Origin of the sequence: Flavobacterium polysaccharolyticum (assembly GCF_038739875.1) — a bacterium.
Taxonomy (GTDB): Bacteria; Bacteroidota; Bacteroidia; order Flavobacteriales; family Flavobacteriaceae; genus Flavobacterium; species Flavobacterium polysaccharolyticum.
Map to the genome: position 1 here is coordinate 131,100 of NZ_JBCGDP010000004.1, position 18,296 is coordinate 149,395.

Genomic DNA, 18,296 nt, shown 5'->3' on the forward strand with positions numbered 1-18,296 from the left:
GCTAAAAACTATTTTTTCTTTTGCGCTAAAAACCCATTGGCTACGGCCAACCAAGCAGCTGGACCTCCAGCTACATAACCCGTACTTCCTAAACCTTCAAAATTGGTTTTACCATTCTTAGTAACTCCTTTTGCAAAAAACACCGTTGGATATCCTTGCACACCAAATGCTTGTTGTAATTCAGCGTTTTGCCTTCTAATTTCAGCGGTTTGATATTGCTTTCTGGGATAATCCAATTCAACTAAAATAACATTTTCTTTAGCCCACTTAGCAAATTCAGGCGTTTTTAAAACTTCTTTTTGCAAACGGATACACCAGCCACACCAATCACTACCAGTAAAAAAAAGCATAAGTGGTTTTTTCTCTTTGTTACCAATGGCAACAGCTTCTTTCACATCGGTAAACCATTTTAGTTCTTGCGCTTGTCCTTCGATTACACAAAATGTAAACAACAGAAATACAATTATTTTTTTCATACGATGAATTATTTTTGACAAAAATATATAAAATTATAATGTTTAAATGTCGGCTATTTTACTTCTTGCATTAATTTTCTAACCAATGGTGAAAGTACAATCAAAACCACACCAGCAATTAAGGCATAAATAGCTAATTGTAAATAGCCATCGGCATAAACATTAAGCTTCTCTATATTGCTCGATTGCTCCGAAGCTTCTGCAATGTTAGCACCCAAAATACCTGCAAAATACTGCCCGTAGGCACTAGCCAAGAACCACATCCCCATAATTACGGCTTGCGTTTTGGAAGGTGATAATTTCGTCATTGCAGACATTCCGATAGGTGACAAACACAATTCACCCAAAGTAATCACAAACCATCCAAAAGTAAAAATACCTAAAGAAGTTCTCCCAAAACCATCAGCAAAAAACTTCGTATAATAAAATACCCAAAAGCCACCAGCTAAGAATAAAAAGGCAAGGCCAAACTTAATTACAGTGTTAGGTTCTATTTTTCTTTTATCTAACCAAAGCCAAACCAAGCCAACCAAAGCTGCAAAACCAATTACGAAAAAGGAATTCGCAGAATTGTTCACTCCATTAGGACTCAATTCTACACCAGCAATAGTGTTATTCAAATTATTTACAGCAAACAAACTTAAAGACCCTCCACTTTGTTCGAAAAAAGCCCAGAAGAAAATGGAGAAAATAATGAAAATCAGTGCTGCAAATAACTTTTTATTCTCCGCTAAAGTGAAGTTTTTCATTTCGTATAACAAATACAAAATGGAAGCGGGTCCGATACAAATCATAAAGTAATCGGTATAATGCGTATTGGCTACCATCACAATAATCAAAGGAATAACAAGTAATGACCCTACATAAGTTACTATTTCTAATTGCTTGCGTTTAGAGACCATCATCTCTTTTAATGGAGAAAGACCAATTGGACCTAAACTTTTTTGGGTTTGAGTAAAAGTCAATAAACTAATAATCATTACAATCGCAGCGAAACCAAAACCAACATTCCAACGCAAATGTTCAGGAACAATTGATTGCCACATGGATCCTTCGGCAACAGCGATACAGATATAACCACCAATCAAGGCACCTAAATTTACCCCCATATAAAAGAAAGAAAATCCCGCATCACGTCTAGGGTCTCCATCAGGATACAATTGCCCCACCATCGATGAAATATTGGGTTTAAAAAAACCAGTTCCTACAATCGTAAAACCAAGACCAATAAAGAAAAAATTCTTGGGGTCAACAGCCAAAATAACACTCCCAATAATCATTAGAATACCACCCCAAAAGAGTGATTTTCGAAGACCTAAAATCTTATCGGCAAACAAACCTCCAATAAAAGTAAACGCATATACCCAAGCTTGAGTCGCTCCGTATTGCAAATTGGCAACCTTTTCATTCATTCCAAGATGACTCACCATAAAGACCACCAACATACCGCGCATTCCGTAAAAGCAAAAGCGCTCCCACATTTCACTAAAGAACAAATACCACAACTGTTTTGGGTATTTCCCTTTAAAATTCTGAATTTGTTCTAATGTTATATTTGATTCCATCTACTTGATTTAATTAATTCCTTTTTCTTTCATAACCTTATTCAATTCCTTTACCAAAGCGAACATCAGTAATGTTGCGAAGATTAAAAGACTAAAATTAATCCAGAAAAAATTAGCTTTGTTTTCATAAGAATCCCACATACTGGCCAAAACGCCGCTTAATTTATTACCAATTGAAGTGGCCAAAAACCAACCTCCCATCATCAAAGAGGTGATGTTTTTTGGACTTAATTTTGAGACCACAGATAATCCCATCGGACTTAAGAATAATTCTCCAATGGTAATTACACCATAATTGGCCACCAACCACCATACGGAGACTTTTTCTGCGCCATTATTACCAATATGAACAGCAGCCACCATAACCAAGACCGATAAAGCTGAAATCAACAAACCGAAAGCAATTTTGGTAGGTGTTGAGGGTTCTTTTTTTCTGCTACGCAAAAAAGTAAAAAACGCCACGACCAAAGGCGTCAGAAGAATTACCCAACCCGGATTAATCGATTGGCTCAGGTTCGCCGACCAAGTATAGATTTTACTTTCTTCTTTAGGCAATTTTTCTTTGGCTACATTTCTAAAATACAAAGGATAATCCACCACTTTGATGACTTTTCCATCTTCTTTCTGAATTCTAAAAGCAGCATCATACAAGGCAACAGAGTCTTTTTTATAGGTTAGCGTGTCAGTAAGTACCAACTTTGAACCAATTTGTTGTGCCACACCCGTTAACTCTCTATCAGTATATTTATCGCCCCAATTATTTAAAGCAGAACCATTCAATTTAAAAACCGCCCAAAATAAAATCACGACTGCAAAAATTGAAAGCAAAGCTCCAATAGGTCGTTTATCTTCTACCTTAGCTTTAAAGTAAAGACTTGCATAAAAGAAAATCACAGGAATACAAGCGAACACAAAAGCATCGGTACTATCCGAACCAAAAATGGAACTGTCTAGATTACTATCCGAAGTAATTCCTTTGATTAACCAACCAATCACTCCAAAAATCAACGAAGGCACTAAAATAAAAAGAACAATTTTATAAAAAGGCATATCCCCTTCTTGAACTCCTTTCTTTTCGGTTTTATCCCCATAATGTTTGGTGCCCAACATAAATACCAAAACACCAATAAACATCCCCACACCAGCAGCCATAAAAGCTTCTTGCCAGCCAAAAAGAATTTTTAGTGCCGCACCGAAGAAATTACAAATGAAAGCCCCAACATTGATACCCATATAGAAAATGTTATACCCTTCATCTTTTCGGTCTTTGTATTGCTCATCGTTATAGAAATTACCCAATAACGTAGAAATATTAGGCTTAAAAAAACCATTACCTACAATGACCAACGTCATCGCAGTGTACAACATTGGAATGCTGTGCACTCCCATAATCAGGTACCCCACTCCCATCATTAATCCACCAAGTATAATGGATTTTTTATAACCCAAATAACGGTCAGCAATTAATCCACCAATAAAGGGAGTCAAGAATACCAAAGCGATAAATGTTCCATACAAATCCGAAGCTTCTTTTTCGGTCATTGAAAATCCAGCTTCTACGTCTTTCAGATAAAGCGTGAAAATTCCAATCATTAAATAATAACCGAAACGTTCCCACATTTCAGACAAAAACAAATAAGGCAAGGCTTTAGGATGATTTTTCCACATAGAAATAGTATTAAAAAATAAACCTACAAGAAATACTTGTAGGTTTAAGAAGAGTATAAATAAATTAACGGATACCGTGCATCATTTTTTTCAAAAATGGCGTCAATAAAAATAGAATTATTGCAGCAACTCCTGTAGAGATAACAAATACCATAAAAAATTCAAAAAGATTATGGATTTCAAAACCTACAAAAACAGGATTATTTGGACTAATTTGATTTGTTTCTAAAAGTTGTAATTGCTCTGGAGTTGGCACTATTTTTTTATCCAAAATTGCTTGTAAATCGATTCCAAGCTCTTTCGCTTTAATAAACTTATCTCCAGTAGCAGGAAGAATAGAACCTAAAGTTCCAGCCAAAGCATATCCTGAAGCATTAGACAAAAAGAAAACGCCGTACAACAATGAAGAAAAACGTTTTGGAGACAATTTACCAACTAATGAAAGTCCAATTGGAGATAAACACAACTCTGCACAAGTATTGATTAAGTATAAAAGAATTAACCATTTAATCGCCAATAATCCAGAAGTTCCTAAATCTTTTACTTGAGTAGCAATCATATAAAAACTTACTGCAATCAAAAACAAACCAATCGCTAATTTTACTGGCGAAATTGGTTCTTTATCATTCGCTCTTAATTTATCCCATAGCATACTAAAAGGAACTGCTAAAGCCACAACGAACAATCCATTGAAAATTTGAACCATAGAAGCTGGCATTTGGAAGCCAAAGAAATTTCTATCAGTTTGGTAATCGGCAATGAAGGTCAATGAAGAACCTGCTTGTTCGAAAGCTGCCCAAAAGAAAATAATGAAAAAAGAAATAATATAAATTACCAAAATACGGTCGCGTTCTATTTTGGTCAACGAACTATCCGATAAAATCAATCCTGCCAATGTGATACCCGCAGCATAAATAATTGGATAGATGATTGTTTTTACAACATTGGTTCCATCTACAGAAAAATGGAAAGCTAGAAACATTCCAACGAACGCCACTACAGAAAAAGCTAAAGCTTTTGTTGAGAAAACAGCACTTTGAGCTTCTCCTTCTTCATAATCAGAAGATTCATTTTTAGAAGGCAATCCTCCTAATGGCTTCCCTTCTGGAGAAACAACATATTTATCTTTTAAGAAATAAAACAAAACGGTTCCAATCAACATAGCTGCTGCTGCTGCTAGGAATCCCCATTTAAAAGCGTAAATATCTCTGATTCCGCCTGTATCTTTTACATCTCCTAAATAAGGGCAAATAAATTGGCCTAAAAATGCTCCTAAATTAATTCCCATATAGAAAATAGTAAAAGCAGTATCCAATTTGCTTTTTTCTTGCTTTGGATACAAACTACCCACCATACTAGAAATATTTGGCTTAAAAAATCCATTACCAAAAACAATAATTCCCAATGCGCTATACATTAATGTAGTAGCCAATGATATATTAGAAGGAAAAATACTGCCACTAAAAAACAATAACAATTGCCCGATTGCCATCATCAGACCACCTAATAAAATACAATTTCTGTTTCCAAAATAACGGTCGGCAATGAAACCACCTAACATAGGTGTTAAATAACATAATCCTAGAAAACCACCATAGATTAAAGAAGCATCTTCTTCTTTCATTAATAAAGAATTTACTAAGAACAGCACTAATAGGGTTCGCATTCCATAGAAGTTGAATCGTTCCCACATTTCTGTTCCAAACAATACCCAAAGTCCTTTTGGATGTGCTGTTTTCTCTTGAGTTTCTGTCATTGTAGTCTAGTTTAAATTATATGATTGAGGTTAGTTATTATAAATTTTCAAGGATAAAGTTAGTCATTTTATTGTAAAGTTGAATTCGGGTATAGCCCCCAAAAATACCGTGATTTTTGTCTGGATAAATCTGAGAATCGAACTGTTTATTGGCTTGAATCAAGGCCTCCATCATTTGCATTGAATTTTGAACGTGCACATTATCATCTGCCGAGCCGTGTATTAATAAAAACTTGCCTTTTAATTTTTGTACGTGATTAATTGGCGAGTTATCATCATAACCACTAGGGTTTTCTTGCGGGGTTTGCATATAACGTTCCGTATAAATACTATCATAAAAACGCCAATTGGTAACTGGGGCCACTGCGATAGCCATTTTGAAAACATCATTTCCTTTCAAAATACAATTCGATGCCATAAATCCACCAAACGACCAACCAAAAATTCCTATTCTTGATTTGTCCACAAAAGAATAAGAACCCAATACTTTGGCCGCATCAATTTGGTCGATTACTTCGTATTTCCCCAATTCTTTTTGAGTCACTTTTTTGAATGCCGCTCCTTTAAAACCTGTACCTCTTCCGTCAACACAGGCCACAATGTATCCTTTTTGAGTAAGCGAAACAAACCAATAATCATCAGGACTGTTCCAATCATTATTGACTTGTTGTGAACCTGGCCCTGAATATTGGAACATAAACACAGGATATTTTTTATTAGGATCAAAATCTTTAGGTTTTATCATCCACATATTGAGTTCAATTCCTTTTTCTGTTTTCAAAACAGAGAATTCTTTTGTAGGCAAATTATAGCCTTTTAAATTATTGGATAAGGTTTGATTCTCCTCAATCATTTGCAATTGCTTTCCAGCTTTGGCTTCGTTCAAAGTATAAACTGGAGGCTGAGTTGCGCTTGAAAATGTAGTAATAAAATATTGGAAATTTGGACTAAAAGTAGCTGCACTAGTACCTACCTTAGAAGACAAACGTACTTTGTTTTTACCATCTAAACCAATGCGATAAATGTCTCGATTGATAGAGCCATTTTCTACCGATTGATAAAAAATAGTTTTTGTTTTTTCATCAAACCCATAATAATTAGTTACTTCCCAATTGCCTTTGGTCACTTGATTAATTAACTTTCCTGTTTTATCATATAAATAAATATGATTGAAGCCATCTTTTTCACTTGTCCAGATAAAGCTGTTGTCTTTTAGGAAAGTCAAGTTGTCTGTAACATCAATATAAGCTTTGTCTTTTTCGTTCAATGCTACTTTTGCTACACCTGTAGCACCATCAATAAACAACAAATCTATATTATCTTGATGACGATTCAACACTTGAGCCGAAAGCACATTAGCATCGTTTGTCCATTGCATTCTTGCAATATAAAAATCATTATAGTTACCTAAATTCACGTCTTTTTTAGCTTGAGACGCTACATCATAAATATGCAAAGACACTACTGCGTTTTTTTCACCAGCTTTAGGATATTTAAATGTCTCTACTTTTGGGTACAACTCCTTTTGAAAAATCGACATTGAAAACTCAGGGACTTCTGATTCGTCAAAACGGATAAAAGCAATTTTTTTGCTATCGGCACTCCAGTCAAAAGCTTTTACAAAAGCAAATTCTTCTTCATACACCCAGTCGGTAATACCATTGATAATACTATTCTTTTTTCCGTCTGAAGTAATTGAGGTTGTCGTTTTTGAAGCAATGTCGTAAACAAACAAATTATTGTCTTTTGCATAAGCTATCTTTTTACCATCTGGCGAAAGCGTTGGCTCTTGAACAGGAAAATCAAATAATTTGACTAATTGCTTAGAAGTTATATTGTATAAAAAATAATCGGCTGTAAAAGAATGACGAAAAATTGGCTGAGTATTATTGGCAATCAACATTAGTTTTTCGTCTTCACTAAAGGTGTAACTGTCGATTCCGTCTGATAATTGAGGAAAATCTTTTGTATCAATTAAAGTGGCTACTTTCTTCAATGAAGCATAATCATACAAATCAATTTGTTGGCCATTACGAGCCTGATTTGGATTCAAAACGGTGTACTGATTAGTATTTGCCATAGCCTGCAAAGCGTCCATACCTTTGGTTCTAAAAGCACCACTAAAAATAGATTCTACCGTTATTTTTTGTTGCCCAAAAACGGAAGACATTCCGATAAAAAACAATAAAGCCAATTTTTTTAATTTCATATATATAAAATTTATTTTTTAATAGGTCATATATGGTATCGCCTTTTATTTATCGGTGTTTGTTTACAACAAACCTATTGTCAATGGCGATTTCATAAACTATTTTTTTTCAACGCATTTTTGTTCCTTCAGACAAAAAAACATAAAAACACATTCAATTGAGTTATATTTAAAACGATGCCAATTTTAGTAAAAAAATTGCAATAAAGCTTTATGAAATGTGTTAAAACTTACCAATCCCACATAGAAGAACTTCCATCAAGAATGCCAAAAGTAATGGTATAAAAAAAAAGCAAAACCGTATATTTGCTGTCAAAATCATTAATCAATTGAAAATGAACAATACCATCGCAGGATTTTCAAAACTATCTAAAGAAGAAAAAATAAACTGGATTGCCAACAACTATTTTTCAACACCATCTGAAGCAATTGATTTACTAAAAAAATACTGGAATTCTGACAGCATTTTACAGCAATTACACGACGAATTCATTGAAAATACTATTACTAACTTTTATATTCCTCTTGGAGTTGCTCCAAATTTTTTAATCAACGGCAAAAACAGCTCAATACCAATGGCTATTGAAGAAAGTTCCGTTGTGGCAGCAGCAGCAAAATCAGCCAAATTTTGGGCTACAAGAGGCGGATTCAAAGCAACTATAATCAATACCGAGAAAATTGGTCAAGTTCATTTCATCTACAAAGGAGATGCTAAAAAATTAAAAGATTTTTTTGCCAACATAAAAAACACTTTTTTTTCAGACACCGAAGCGTTGACCAAAAATATGAGACAACGCGGAGGCGGAATTTTAGATATCGAGTTGAGAGATAAAACAGAATTGATTCCTGATTACTATCAATTGCACGCTACTTTTGAAACTAAAGATAGTATGGGAGCGAACTTCATCAATTCTTGCTTGGAACAATTTGCTAAAACCTTAAAAGAAAAAGCAGAAAACTACGAATCATTTACGGCTGAGGAAAAGGAAATTGAAGTAATTATGAGTATCCTCTCTAATTATGTTCCCAATTGCTTGGTTCGAGCTGAAGTTTCTTGCCCAATAGAAGACTTAGCCGAAAAACATATCCCTAATCCTGAAGATTTCGCAAAACGATTTGTGCAAGCCGTTCGAATTGCAGAAGTAGAACCTTATCGAGCAGTTACACACAACAAAGGCATTATGAATGGCATTGACGCCGTAGTTTTAGCCACAGGAAATGATTTTAGAGCTGTAGAAGCTGGCGTTCATGCCTATGCTTCAAAAGAGGGACAATACAGTAGTTTGTCTCACGCTAAAATAGAAAACGGACAATTCACTTTTTGGTTAGAAATTCCATTAGCATTAGGAACAGTTGGAGGTTTAACCTCGCTACATCCTTTAGTGAAATTTTGCCTCGAAATGCTTGAAAAACCTTCCGCACAAGAATTGATGCAATTTGTAGCTGTTGCTGGTTTAGCACAAAATTTTGCAGCACTTCGTTCTTTAACCACTACTGGCATACAAGAAGGACATATGAAAATGCATTTGAACAACATTTTAAATCAATTTAATGTCACCGAAGAAGAACGCCATAACATAAAAAGACACTTCAAACACCACACAATTTCCCATAGTGCCGTAGTGAATTATATTGAAGAATTACGAAAATAAAGACTGACTAGAATCCTGATGTTCCATGAGACAAACTTTTTACAGCAACGGAAAACTATTACTTACTGGAGAATACCTAGTTCTGGATGGAGCCAATGCTTTGGCGCTCCCAACAAAAATGGGACAAAACCTACAAGTTATTACTCATGATAAACCAACCATTTCGTGGAGAAGTTTTGATGCAGATGGCACAATTTGGTTTGAAGACGAACTGGAATTGGAAGCCATTGTAAATTACAAAGAAATTTCAGAATCTTCGGTAAGAAACACCTTGTTGACTATTTTACATCATGCTCAGTTATTACAACCCAGTGCTTTCCAAAAAGAAACGGGTTATCAAATCGAAACAGCACTTACTTTTCCAAAAAAATGGGGATTGGGAACATCATCTACTTTGATCAATAATCTAGCACAATGGCTTAAAGTAGATGCATTTGAATTGCTCAATAATAGCTTTGGAGGAAGCGGCTATGATATTGCTTGTGCTCAAAACAACACTCCTATTTTCTATCAATTAGAAAATCAAAAACCGAATGTTACACCAGTCGATTTCCACCCAAAGTTTGCTTCAAATCTTTACTTTGTGTATTTAAATCAAAAACAGAGTAGTAAAAGTGCCATAGCAGCGTATTACAATAATAAAAATCAAAATCTAAAACAGAACATTTCATCAATTAACAAATTGACCAATGCTGTTGCACAAGCAAGCTCAGTACGCTCTTTTGCTAACGCACTACAATTACACGAAAACGAAATGAGTGCTATTTTAGAATTATTAACTGTTCAAGAAGCTCTTTTCTCGGATTTTGATGGAGTAGTAAAAAGCTTGGGCGCTTGGGGAGGTGATTTTGTCTTAGCAATAGCTTTAGAGGATCCCACAGCATACTTTACAAGTAAAGGATACTCAACTGTTATTCCTTACAAAGAGATGATTTTAGGGGCTTAAAATCCACTTAGAACATTCTGCTCATTCGACTGCTCTTGCTCATTAGATTCGATAAGTGTATTATGAAGTCTTTCAGCCATTTTTTCAATGCTATTGGTAATTGAATCGTAGACCAACTCCATTCGACGATGTTTTTCTTCTTTTACGGCTCTCAAAACATCTTCTACAAAAACCTTATCGTACTTCTCTGCAACAGAATCCCTTGTATTGGTTAAACGAATCACCGAATCATTTCCCAATATAGTAACTTTAAAATGCTGCTCTTCATTGCTTAGATAGTACTTTCCACCTAATTCATCACAATTAATATCGGTAGCACTAACCTTTAACAGCTCTGTTATTATTCCATAAATATGATTTTCAATTTTGGAATACTCTTTAGGCTTTCTTTTAAAAAAACTAAGCATTTTCATAATTATAAATCAAGGTACTAAAACGATTTTCTCTCATTGTATTATTTACCAATTATATTCTATCAAGATAAAAGTCTCAAAGACAATTTTTTGGCAAATTAACAGTATTATTTTTGATTTAACAAATTATTCAGAATATGTACAAAATAAGTCAAAAAAAGCAATTGTCCTAAAATAAAAAAGCCAGATACAAATCAATGTATCTGGCTTTTTTTATAATATAACAACTAGTTTTTTTTTGCTAGAAACTAAATTGTTTTCTATTATCTTCAATCGTAGCAGAAGCTTTCAAAGCTGGAATAGCTCTATTGCTATCTCCACTGTTTTGAGCTTTTACTTTAGTAACATAAGCTGCATGACTTTTCAAAGCTGGAGCCTTAACTGTGCTTACGTTTTTCACAACATAAACTCCAGTATTTCCTTCAATTGGAGCAGACATTTTGTTAGCAGCTAATGCTAATGCATTACCAACAACTTTAGCTTCCTGCCCAACTCCACCAGGAAGTACAGCATTTTCTAATGTCAAACCTGTTGCTTGTTGAACTGGAGCTCCTACTGTTTTAGCTATTGTTTCTAATGAGCTTCCTGTCATTTTAGCTTTGATAATCTCAGCTTTCTTTTTGTTTTTAAGAATTGGCTCCACGTAAGGTCTTGCCAAAGACACTGCTACTAAACCTGAATTATCTACACTTTTCACTTTTGCAATGACGTGACCTACATTTGCCACTTCAAAACGTTTGATAGATCCAACTTTTGAATCTTCTTCAAAAGCCCATCTTACGATTGCTCTTTGATTTCCTAAAGAACCAAAGTTTTCATCCATTGCCTTTACAGTAACCACAGGAGCAACTGTTAATTTCATGTCTTTAGCTAATTTATCAAAATCTTTCTCTGCTGCTTCCATTTCGAATTGTGTTGCTTGAGCAAATAATTTATCAGAAGTAGCTTCAGAAGCTTCAATACGTTGAGCAACTGTTGCCAAACGAATTCCATCTTGCTTATCGGTAATTTTGATAATATGAAAACCGAAAGGAGTTTCTACTAAGCCTATTTTTCCAATACCGTTTCCAAAAACAAAATCGTTAAATGGTTTAACCATAGCATTTGGTCCAAAATAACCTAAATCTCCGCCTTGTTGTGCAGATGAATCATCAGAAGCAGTAAAAGCTAACATCAAGAAACTATCTGGATTCGCAGTAACTTGAGCCAAAATAGACTCTGCTTTTGCTTTAGCTTCTTCTTTAGTTCTTACTTCACGTTTGTTTGGTACTTGAGTCCCTTCATAACTAATTAAGATATGACTTGCTTTAGCATTTACTCCTGATTTAAAACCTAAAGATTTAGACAAACAATAGTAGTTTCCAAACTTGTATGGTCCATAAACAGCCCCTGCTGGCAAACTAAACAAACGATCAGCATCTACTGCTGGTAAATCTTTTTTAGCAATATAAGTAGAATCGTAAGGAACGTCAGAATTTGCATTAACGAAGTCAATTGCATTTTTAGCATTTTTAAATCCTGGAACCGTATCATTTTTAGCTGTTGCTTGATTGTACACTACACTCCCTGATAACAAACTTGTAATTTTATTTTTCACTTCTGCTTCATCTTGCACTGAAGCTTTATCTTCGATTAAAACATAAGAAATTTCACGAGACTCGTCTGCTTTGAATTTCTTTTTGTTATTACTCATGTACTCAGTAATTTCAGCATCAGTAACTTTAACATCGCTATCCTTAATAGTAGAATACAAACCAGCTACATAAGCAAAGTTTACTTTATTAGCTTCTGCTTCATACTTGAACTTACCTTCAGTCTCTGTAGTATAAAGTGCTGACTTAATTAATGTGTTGTAGATTTGATACTTCGCATTGATTTCAGCATCTTTCTCTCTATCCTTCAAATACTGAGCTTGTTCTGGATTTGATTTGAAAAAATCTTTAAACTTTGCTAAATCAAACAGTCCAGCAGCATTTAAGAACATTGGGTTTTTACCAATATTTTGATCCGCTTTAAATACTTCAACGATGTGCTTCTCACCTACTCTTAATCCTAATTTTTCAAATTCAGTAGACAACAAAGCTAATGTAACTTCTTGTTCCCATACTCTGTTAGCGGCTTCAGTTGGAGTAATTCCTTGACCACTTTTTTCAAGATTACTTACTTTAAGTCTGAAATCTTCAAAAGCGATATCCTTTTCATTAATACTCCCAACATCTTTTGTATTTTGACCAAGACCACCTTTACCAATAAGGTCTTGAATTATAAATGCAAACAATGCAATTGCGATTGCTCCAATCAATAAAGCGGAACGTTGTCTAATTTTTGCTAAAACTGCCATTTCTATTGTTGTTAATTTTTATATTCAGTTTGCGAAAATACAATTATCTAGTTAATAATAACACTTGGACGGTTTTATTTTAGAAGTTTTTTTAAAGTTTTAAAAAAAATATGCGATTGCAGTTATTTTAACGAACGCTATCTTATTTTTCCAAACTGCTTCCCTAGAAAATAGTATTTTCTATTCTTGTTCTACTATTTTATAGCAAAAAAACTATTGATTCGAATTACGATCTTCGAAACGTTTAGAGTATTTAGTTCTAAAAAAGAACATAAACACAGCTACTGCTGCTATTCCAAAACTCAGCCATGGTCCTTGAGTGGGCTCATTCCATTTGGTTACACCATCATACACAAAAAACAAGGCAAAAGCCAAATAAGCGTAGGAAGTAAATTTTAAATATTTCATTATGAGTAAATTTTAATTGTTGGTATCAACCTCTCCTGAGATTTTTTGAGAATTTATAACTTTAAAATCCTTACTAAAATCAATCCCTTGACCACTTGATGAGCCTTTGGGACTAGAAAAAGTAAAACGCCTTTCCGTATAAAACCATTCGTTTTTTTGATCAAAGTATAATTGTTCTGTTTCTAAAACCTGTCCATCTTGTGTAGTAATTTTGACTTTTCCTTGCAAATCAATAATCCCTGTTCTTTTATAAGAGATAGCATAATTGGACTTCACAAACGTTTTCTTTCCTTTGGCATCAAATAAAGTTACATCAATTCCTTTAGGAAATTCTGTAAAAGGAAAATCGACTCCAGAAAAGTCAAGCATTTTGGAACTAACCAAAACAGCCGAAATTCGTCCCGAGTCGGTGTATTTTACATTAATGGAATCAGCTTCTCCAGTAGGATTAAACTCTGAAACATTAATTTTTTGCACTTCTTTGAAATTACTTTCACAAGAAAACAAGCTCAAAAGGAGAGAAACAAAAAGTAGCGAAGCAAAAAATGGTTTTATGGAAAAAGTCATTTTACTGAATTAGAAACTACTTTTAGTAGAATTTTCTTTTAACAAACCACTTATCACTCAAAGAGAAACTAACACTAGCATTGAAATAATTTTCTTGAATTAAACCAGCAACGGTAGTCCCTTTTATACCATATTCTAATCCTATATTGAAATTAGAAAAAGATCCTACTGAAGGTAACCCAAAACCTAAAGTTACTGATTTATCATCAATGCTATGATTTTGAACCATCAAACCTGTTTTTTCATAACGAAATCCCCCTCTATACACAATCCGTTTTGCGTAACTAGTGAAAGAATTATAATTTGGGATGTAATATCCACCCACACTATAGCGACTGTATTTCTTAAAAGTCACACCAGCTACATTATTATAGTTGTTTGCCAAATTCCCAGCTTCTCTCATGGCTACTTCAGCCCCAAGCATCCATTTTCTAGATACTCCAAAACCTAAACCTAACGTTACTTTACTAGGCAACTCTAATTCTCTAGTGGTTGTTACTTCATCAAATCCCTCAGGATCAATATCAAAAGTCCCCTCATAATCCACAGTAGAAATGGTTCTGGTGTTTTCAGAAGTTAAGTTCCCTTGAAAAGTATAATTCACACTAGAATAAAGATTCAATTTAGGAGTAATTTTGGCCTGATACATAGCCCCAACATTAAAGTTAAGACCTGAAATATAAGCCACATTCGTCTCTCTAGTACCAACCGGAACTTCCGTAACATATTCTAAATTATCCGTTTCAATTTTACCAAAATTGTACTGAACATCAGCACCAATACTGAAGTTTTTAGTCAATTTATATCCAGTACCAAAAAAAACTTTATTTACACCTCCTGTACCCTCTAATCGTTTGTTATTTTGAGAGCCATCTGGACTTATCGATTGAATTTTGTATCCTACGGAAGAAAAAGGCATCAAACCAAACCCAACACCCAGTTTACCAATCGGAATAGCAACCACCATGTAATCTAACGTTGTTCTTTTTGCAGAAGCGCTATTAGTATCATCTTTAAGTGTTTTAGTACCATAAGTACCTCCCATTGTAAGTGTAGTTAATTTTAGATTAGCATAGCTAGCGGCATTTTCAACATTGATATGAATACTATCTTGTTCAATTGCAACGCCTCCCATCGATCGATTTTCTAACATTCCTCTATATCTGATATCACCAATTCCGTAATATGAGTAAGGGGAAGAAGTCCCTTGTTGAGCCAAGGATACTAATGAAAAAAGCAAACTAGCTGCTATAAAGATTTTTTTAATCATTGTTGATTGTATATTGAAATGTTTGATTCAAACTCTCTAAAAGGAAATTTGAATTGGCAAATATGGTATTTTTTAATCGCATAGCCAAAAAATCTGCATCACCCCCCGTTAAAATTATTATAAATTTTGAATACTTTGCTTTGAATTCGTCTATGAAACCGTCAATTTCATAGACCAATCCATTTACAACTCCAGAATGAATAGCCTTAACTGTTGAATCGCCAATAAAGTCGTTTGGTAATTCCTTCGTTAACAACGGTAATTTCGCTGTATAATTATGTAATGATTCATATCGCAATCGAATCCCTGGAGATATAGCACCTCCTAGATAATTATCTTTAGCATCAATACAATCATAAGTTACACATGTCCCCGCATCGATGACCAATCTATTCTGTCCCGGAAACTGAAGCGTTGCCCCAGCGGCTAAAACCATTCGGTCAATTCCGAGCGTCTTGGGTGTTGCATATTTGTTTTCAAATGGAAAAGCATCATTATGGGTTACAAAATGAACTTTAAGCCTAGATTCAAAAGCTAAAAAGAAGGCTTTTTCTAAATTTCCAACCGAAGAAACGACCAAATACTTGAGTTTTGGATATTTCTTTAAAATATTTTCAATTTTTTTTTGAAGTTCTTCTACTTCAAAAACAAAAAATTCAACAAGTGTATACTGCTCAAAAACAGCGCCTTTAATCCTTGTATTTCCAATGTCTACGGTTAAAATCATATGTAATAATTAGCGGGAGCTAAGGTACGAATAGATTTTTTTTTAAAATTGTTTTGGATAAATTAAAAATGGTTCTATATTTGCACCCGCAATGAACAAGCACTACTGCTCAAAATTGTAAAGGTACCTTAGCTCAGATGGTAGAGCAATGGACTGAAAATCCATGTGTCCCTGGTTCGATCCCTGGAGGTACCACGAAACCCGAATAGCAATATTCGGGTTTTTTGTTTTTACCTACTACCGAAATAAATCGAAATCAAGATTTTCCATATTCCCTCCAAAGCTAATAAATACTCACTTTTTTTAGTTTAAAATTACGAATTGCATAAAAAAATAGGAATTAAAATTAATATTGTTCTTTTATAATGTTGCTAATTTGCTATATTTATGCAAATTATATATACATGGAACTTTTAAGCTGTCCAAAATGCCAAAGTGATCGCATAATTAAAAGCGGTATTATTAGCAATAAACAAAGATACTCTTGCAAAAAATGTAATTATTTTTTCACCGTAAATAAATTGGGGAAAAAAATTGACGATTATTATGTTTCCAAAGCATTGCAGCTCTATTTGGAAGGCTTAAGTTATCGTGAAATTGAACGTATTTTGGGCGTTTCTCACGTAACTATTAGTAATTGGGTTAAATCCTATAATATTAAAAAACCATCGCACGCTAACTACCACCCTACATATCGTATTTTAAATCATTCTGAACTAATAGAGTATCTCAAAAACAAAAGTCTTTTGGTAGGAGCAGGAATGATAATAACCGAGCTTGGAGATAAATTTATGCTTATTAAATGGGAACGTTTTAAAGACTAACTATACTGGTTTACAAAAAAATATAGCATTATTTTTTTTTCTAAAATTAAATTAGAATTTGGCACTGTAAAAACCAACCAAAACTAATTTTTATGAAAAAAAAATTTCCCCTGGTACTAGCGCTACTCTTTACTACAATCGCTCTCGCTCAAGGAGCAAGTGAATACGGTGGCGGAATGAAATTTAATTTGAATGATAACGGTTCAAAATACATGCGCTTTATTGTATGGAATCAAATTTGGTTTCGCTCTTCGCAAATGAATCCAGGCACAGCAGTAGGCAATGAAGCTACTACAAGCACAAGTGATATCGGTAATAGAAGACTGCGTTTTTTGGCTTATTCTCAATTATCACCTCGTTATATGATTGTAACTCATTTTGGGATCAACAATCAATCCTTTACAAGTGGTGGCGCCTCAGGATCTGCAGGAACTGGGGGTTATGGAGCAGGAAAAAAACCTGGCCTTTTTTTTCACGATGCGTGGAATGAGTATGCTGTAGTTTTACCTCAAAAAGATAAAAAATTTAGTCTTTCATTAGGAGGAGGATTACATTACTACATGGGGCTTTCTAGAGAAACAATGGCGTCAACACTTAACTTCCTGACTATTGACGCACCAATATTTAACTGGCCATTAATTGAAAATTCCGATCAATTTGCGCGTCAAGTAGGCCTTTTTGCTAAAGGAAAATACGGAAAATTCGAATATCGTTTGAGTCACAATAAACCCTTTGCTACAAATGTAACTCCAACAAATGTGAATAATGCCGCTAATGCTATTGCTGTTGATAATAATGGAAATGCAAAATGGTCTACTGCAGGTTATTTTGAATACCAATTTTTGGATCAAGAATCTAATTTGCTTCCTTTTAAAGTAGGCACTTATGTTGGTACCAAAAAAGTATTCAATATTGGTCTTGGTTTTTATACTGCTCCAGATGCTACAAAATCGTCGGTAAATAATCAAATTCAAAAACACGATATGAATCTTTTTGCCGCAGATGTCTTTCTAGATCTTCCTATAGGAAAAAAAGAACAAAAAATGGCCGTTACAGCATACAGTGTTTTCTATAATTATGATTTTGGCCCTAACTATTTAAGAAATATTGGAATCATGAATATTGGAGCTAGTGATCCTAATTTCACAGGCAACAGAGCACTTGCTGGGCCAGGAAATGCACAACCTACAATAGGTAGTGGATCAATTTGGTACACACAAGCTGGTTTTTTATTACCTAATAAAAATGAAAAACCAAAAGTTAGAATACAACCCTTTGGCGCAGTCACCTACAAAGACTTTGACGCACTTCAAAAATCTAGTACACAATATGATTTAGGCGCGAATTTCCTTCTTGACGGACATCATTCTAAAATAACTACACAATATTCTACTCGACCTGTTTATAGCGCTCCCGGCGTTAAAGAGAACAGCAAAGGAGAGTTTATCGTGCAACTACAAATCTATTTATAAAC

General features: G+C 34.3%; 15 protein-coding genes and 1 tRNA gene. 5 read left to right on the forward strand and 11 right to left on the reverse strand.

The window, feature by feature from the left end:
* Positions 1-8: 8 nt before the first annotated feature.
* The 5 genes from WFZ86_RS05630 to WFZ86_RS05650 all read right to left on the reverse strand — a co-directional run bounded on the left by WFZ86_RS05630 (position 9) and on the right by WFZ86_RS05650 (position 7,674).
* A complete protein-coding gene (locus WFZ86_RS05630; protein WP_342691030.1) occupies positions 9-476 on the reverse strand; it encodes a thioredoxin family protein in 468 nt (155 codons plus the stop codon).
* A 53-nt stretch (positions 477-529) separates the two neighbouring features.
* Entirely contained in the window at positions 530-2,041 is a 1,512-nt protein-coding gene (locus WFZ86_RS05635) for a peptide MFS transporter (protein ID WP_342691031.1), read from the reverse strand.
* Positions 2,042-2,050: 9 nt separating this feature from the next.
* A complete protein-coding gene (locus WFZ86_RS05640; RefSeq protein WP_342691032.1) occupies positions 2,051-3,709 on the reverse strand; it encodes a peptide MFS transporter in 1,659 nt (552 codons plus the stop codon).
* Positions 3,710-3,773: 64 nt separating this feature from the next.
* The gene (locus tag WFZ86_RS05645; protein ID WP_342691033.1) at positions 3,774-5,465 is read right to left on the reverse strand and encodes a peptide MFS transporter; all 1,692 of its coding nucleotides are present in this window, start codon (positions 5,463-5,465) and stop codon (positions 3,774-3,776) included.
* 37 nt (positions 5,466-5,502) lie between these two features.
* Positions 5,503-7,674, reverse strand: coding sequence for a S9 family peptidase (locus WFZ86_RS05650; RefSeq protein ID WP_342691034.1), 2,172 nt, complete (start codon positions 7,672-7,674; stop codon positions 5,503-5,505).
* 335 nt (positions 7,675-8,009) lie between these two features.
* Here WFZ86_RS05650 and WFZ86_RS05655 point away from each other — a divergent pair, with 335 nt between their 5' ends.
* Both WFZ86_RS05655 and WFZ86_RS05660 read left to right on the forward strand, forming a co-directional pair.
* The gene (locus WFZ86_RS05655; protein ID WP_342691035.1) at positions 8,010-9,326 is read left to right on the forward strand and encodes a hydroxymethylglutaryl-CoA reductase, degradative; all 1,317 of its coding nucleotides are present in this window, start codon (positions 8,010-8,012) and stop codon (positions 9,324-9,326) included.
* A 25-nt stretch (positions 9,327-9,351) separates the two neighbouring features.
* A complete protein-coding gene (locus tag WFZ86_RS05660) occupies positions 9,352-10,272 on the forward strand; it encodes a GYDIA family GHMP kinase (RefSeq protein ID WP_342691036.1) in 921 nt (306 codons plus the stop codon).
* Here the strand turns inward: WFZ86_RS05660 and WFZ86_RS05665 are convergent.
* From WFZ86_RS05665 to WFZ86_RS05690, 6 genes are all read right to left on the reverse strand, one after another.
* On the reverse strand, positions 10,269-10,679 hold the full coding sequence (locus tag WFZ86_RS05665; RefSeq protein WP_342691037.1) for a hypothetical protein: 411 nt from the start codon (positions 10,677-10,679) through the stop codon (positions 10,269-10,271). The genes WFZ86_RS05660 and WFZ86_RS05665 overlap by 4 nt on opposite strands.
* A gap of 247 nt (positions 10,680-10,926) precedes the next feature.
* Positions 10,927-13,026 carry a peptidylprolyl isomerase gene (locus WFZ86_RS05670; RefSeq protein WP_342691038.1) on the reverse strand — a complete coding sequence of 700 codons (2,100 nt, stop codon included), beginning with the start codon at positions 13,024-13,026 and terminating at the stop codon, positions 10,927-10,929.
* A gap of 213 nt (positions 13,027-13,239) precedes the next feature.
* Positions 13,240-13,434: a hypothetical protein gene (locus WFZ86_RS05675; RefSeq protein ID WP_342691039.1), complete on the reverse strand. Its 195-nt coding sequence runs from the start codon at positions 13,432-13,434 to the stop codon at positions 13,240-13,242.
* A gap of 12 nt (positions 13,435-13,446) precedes the next feature.
* A complete protein-coding gene (gene lptC, locus WFZ86_RS05680) occupies positions 13,447-14,001 on the reverse strand; it encodes an LPS export ABC transporter periplasmic protein LptC (protein WP_342691040.1) in 555 nt (184 codons plus the stop codon).
* A 22-nt stretch (positions 14,002-14,023) separates the two neighbouring features.
* On the reverse strand, positions 14,024-15,271 hold the full coding sequence (gene bamG, locus WFZ86_RS05685; protein WP_342691041.1) for a BamG family beta-barrel-assembly machinery protein: 1,248 nt from the start codon (positions 15,269-15,271) through the stop codon (positions 14,024-14,026).
* Positions 15,264-15,998: a type III pantothenate kinase gene (locus tag WFZ86_RS05690; RefSeq protein WP_342691042.1), complete on the reverse strand. Its 735-nt coding sequence runs from the start codon at positions 15,996-15,998 to the stop codon at positions 15,264-15,266. Before WFZ86_RS05690 ends, bamG begins: the two co-directional genes overlap by 8 nt.
* A 122-nt stretch (positions 15,999-16,120) precedes the next feature.
* Here WFZ86_RS05690 and WFZ86_RS05695 point away from each other — a divergent pair.
* From WFZ86_RS05695 to WFZ86_RS05705, 3 genes are all read left to right on the forward strand, one after another.
* Positions 16,121-16,193: transfer RNA gene (locus WFZ86_RS05695), tRNA-Phe, on the forward strand.
* 209 nt (positions 16,194-16,402) lie between these two features.
* Positions 16,403-16,822 carry a transposase-like zinc-binding domain-containing protein gene (locus tag WFZ86_RS05700; RefSeq protein WP_342691043.1) on the forward strand — a complete coding sequence of 140 codons (420 nt, stop codon included), beginning with the start codon at positions 16,403-16,405 and terminating at the stop codon, positions 16,820-16,822.
* A 92-nt stretch (positions 16,823-16,914) separates the two neighbouring features.
* Positions 16,915-18,294: a porin gene (locus WFZ86_RS05705; RefSeq protein WP_342691044.1), complete on the forward strand. Its 1,380-nt coding sequence runs from the start codon at positions 16,915-16,917 to the stop codon at positions 18,292-18,294.
* Positions 18,295-18,296 lie beyond the last annotated feature (2 nt).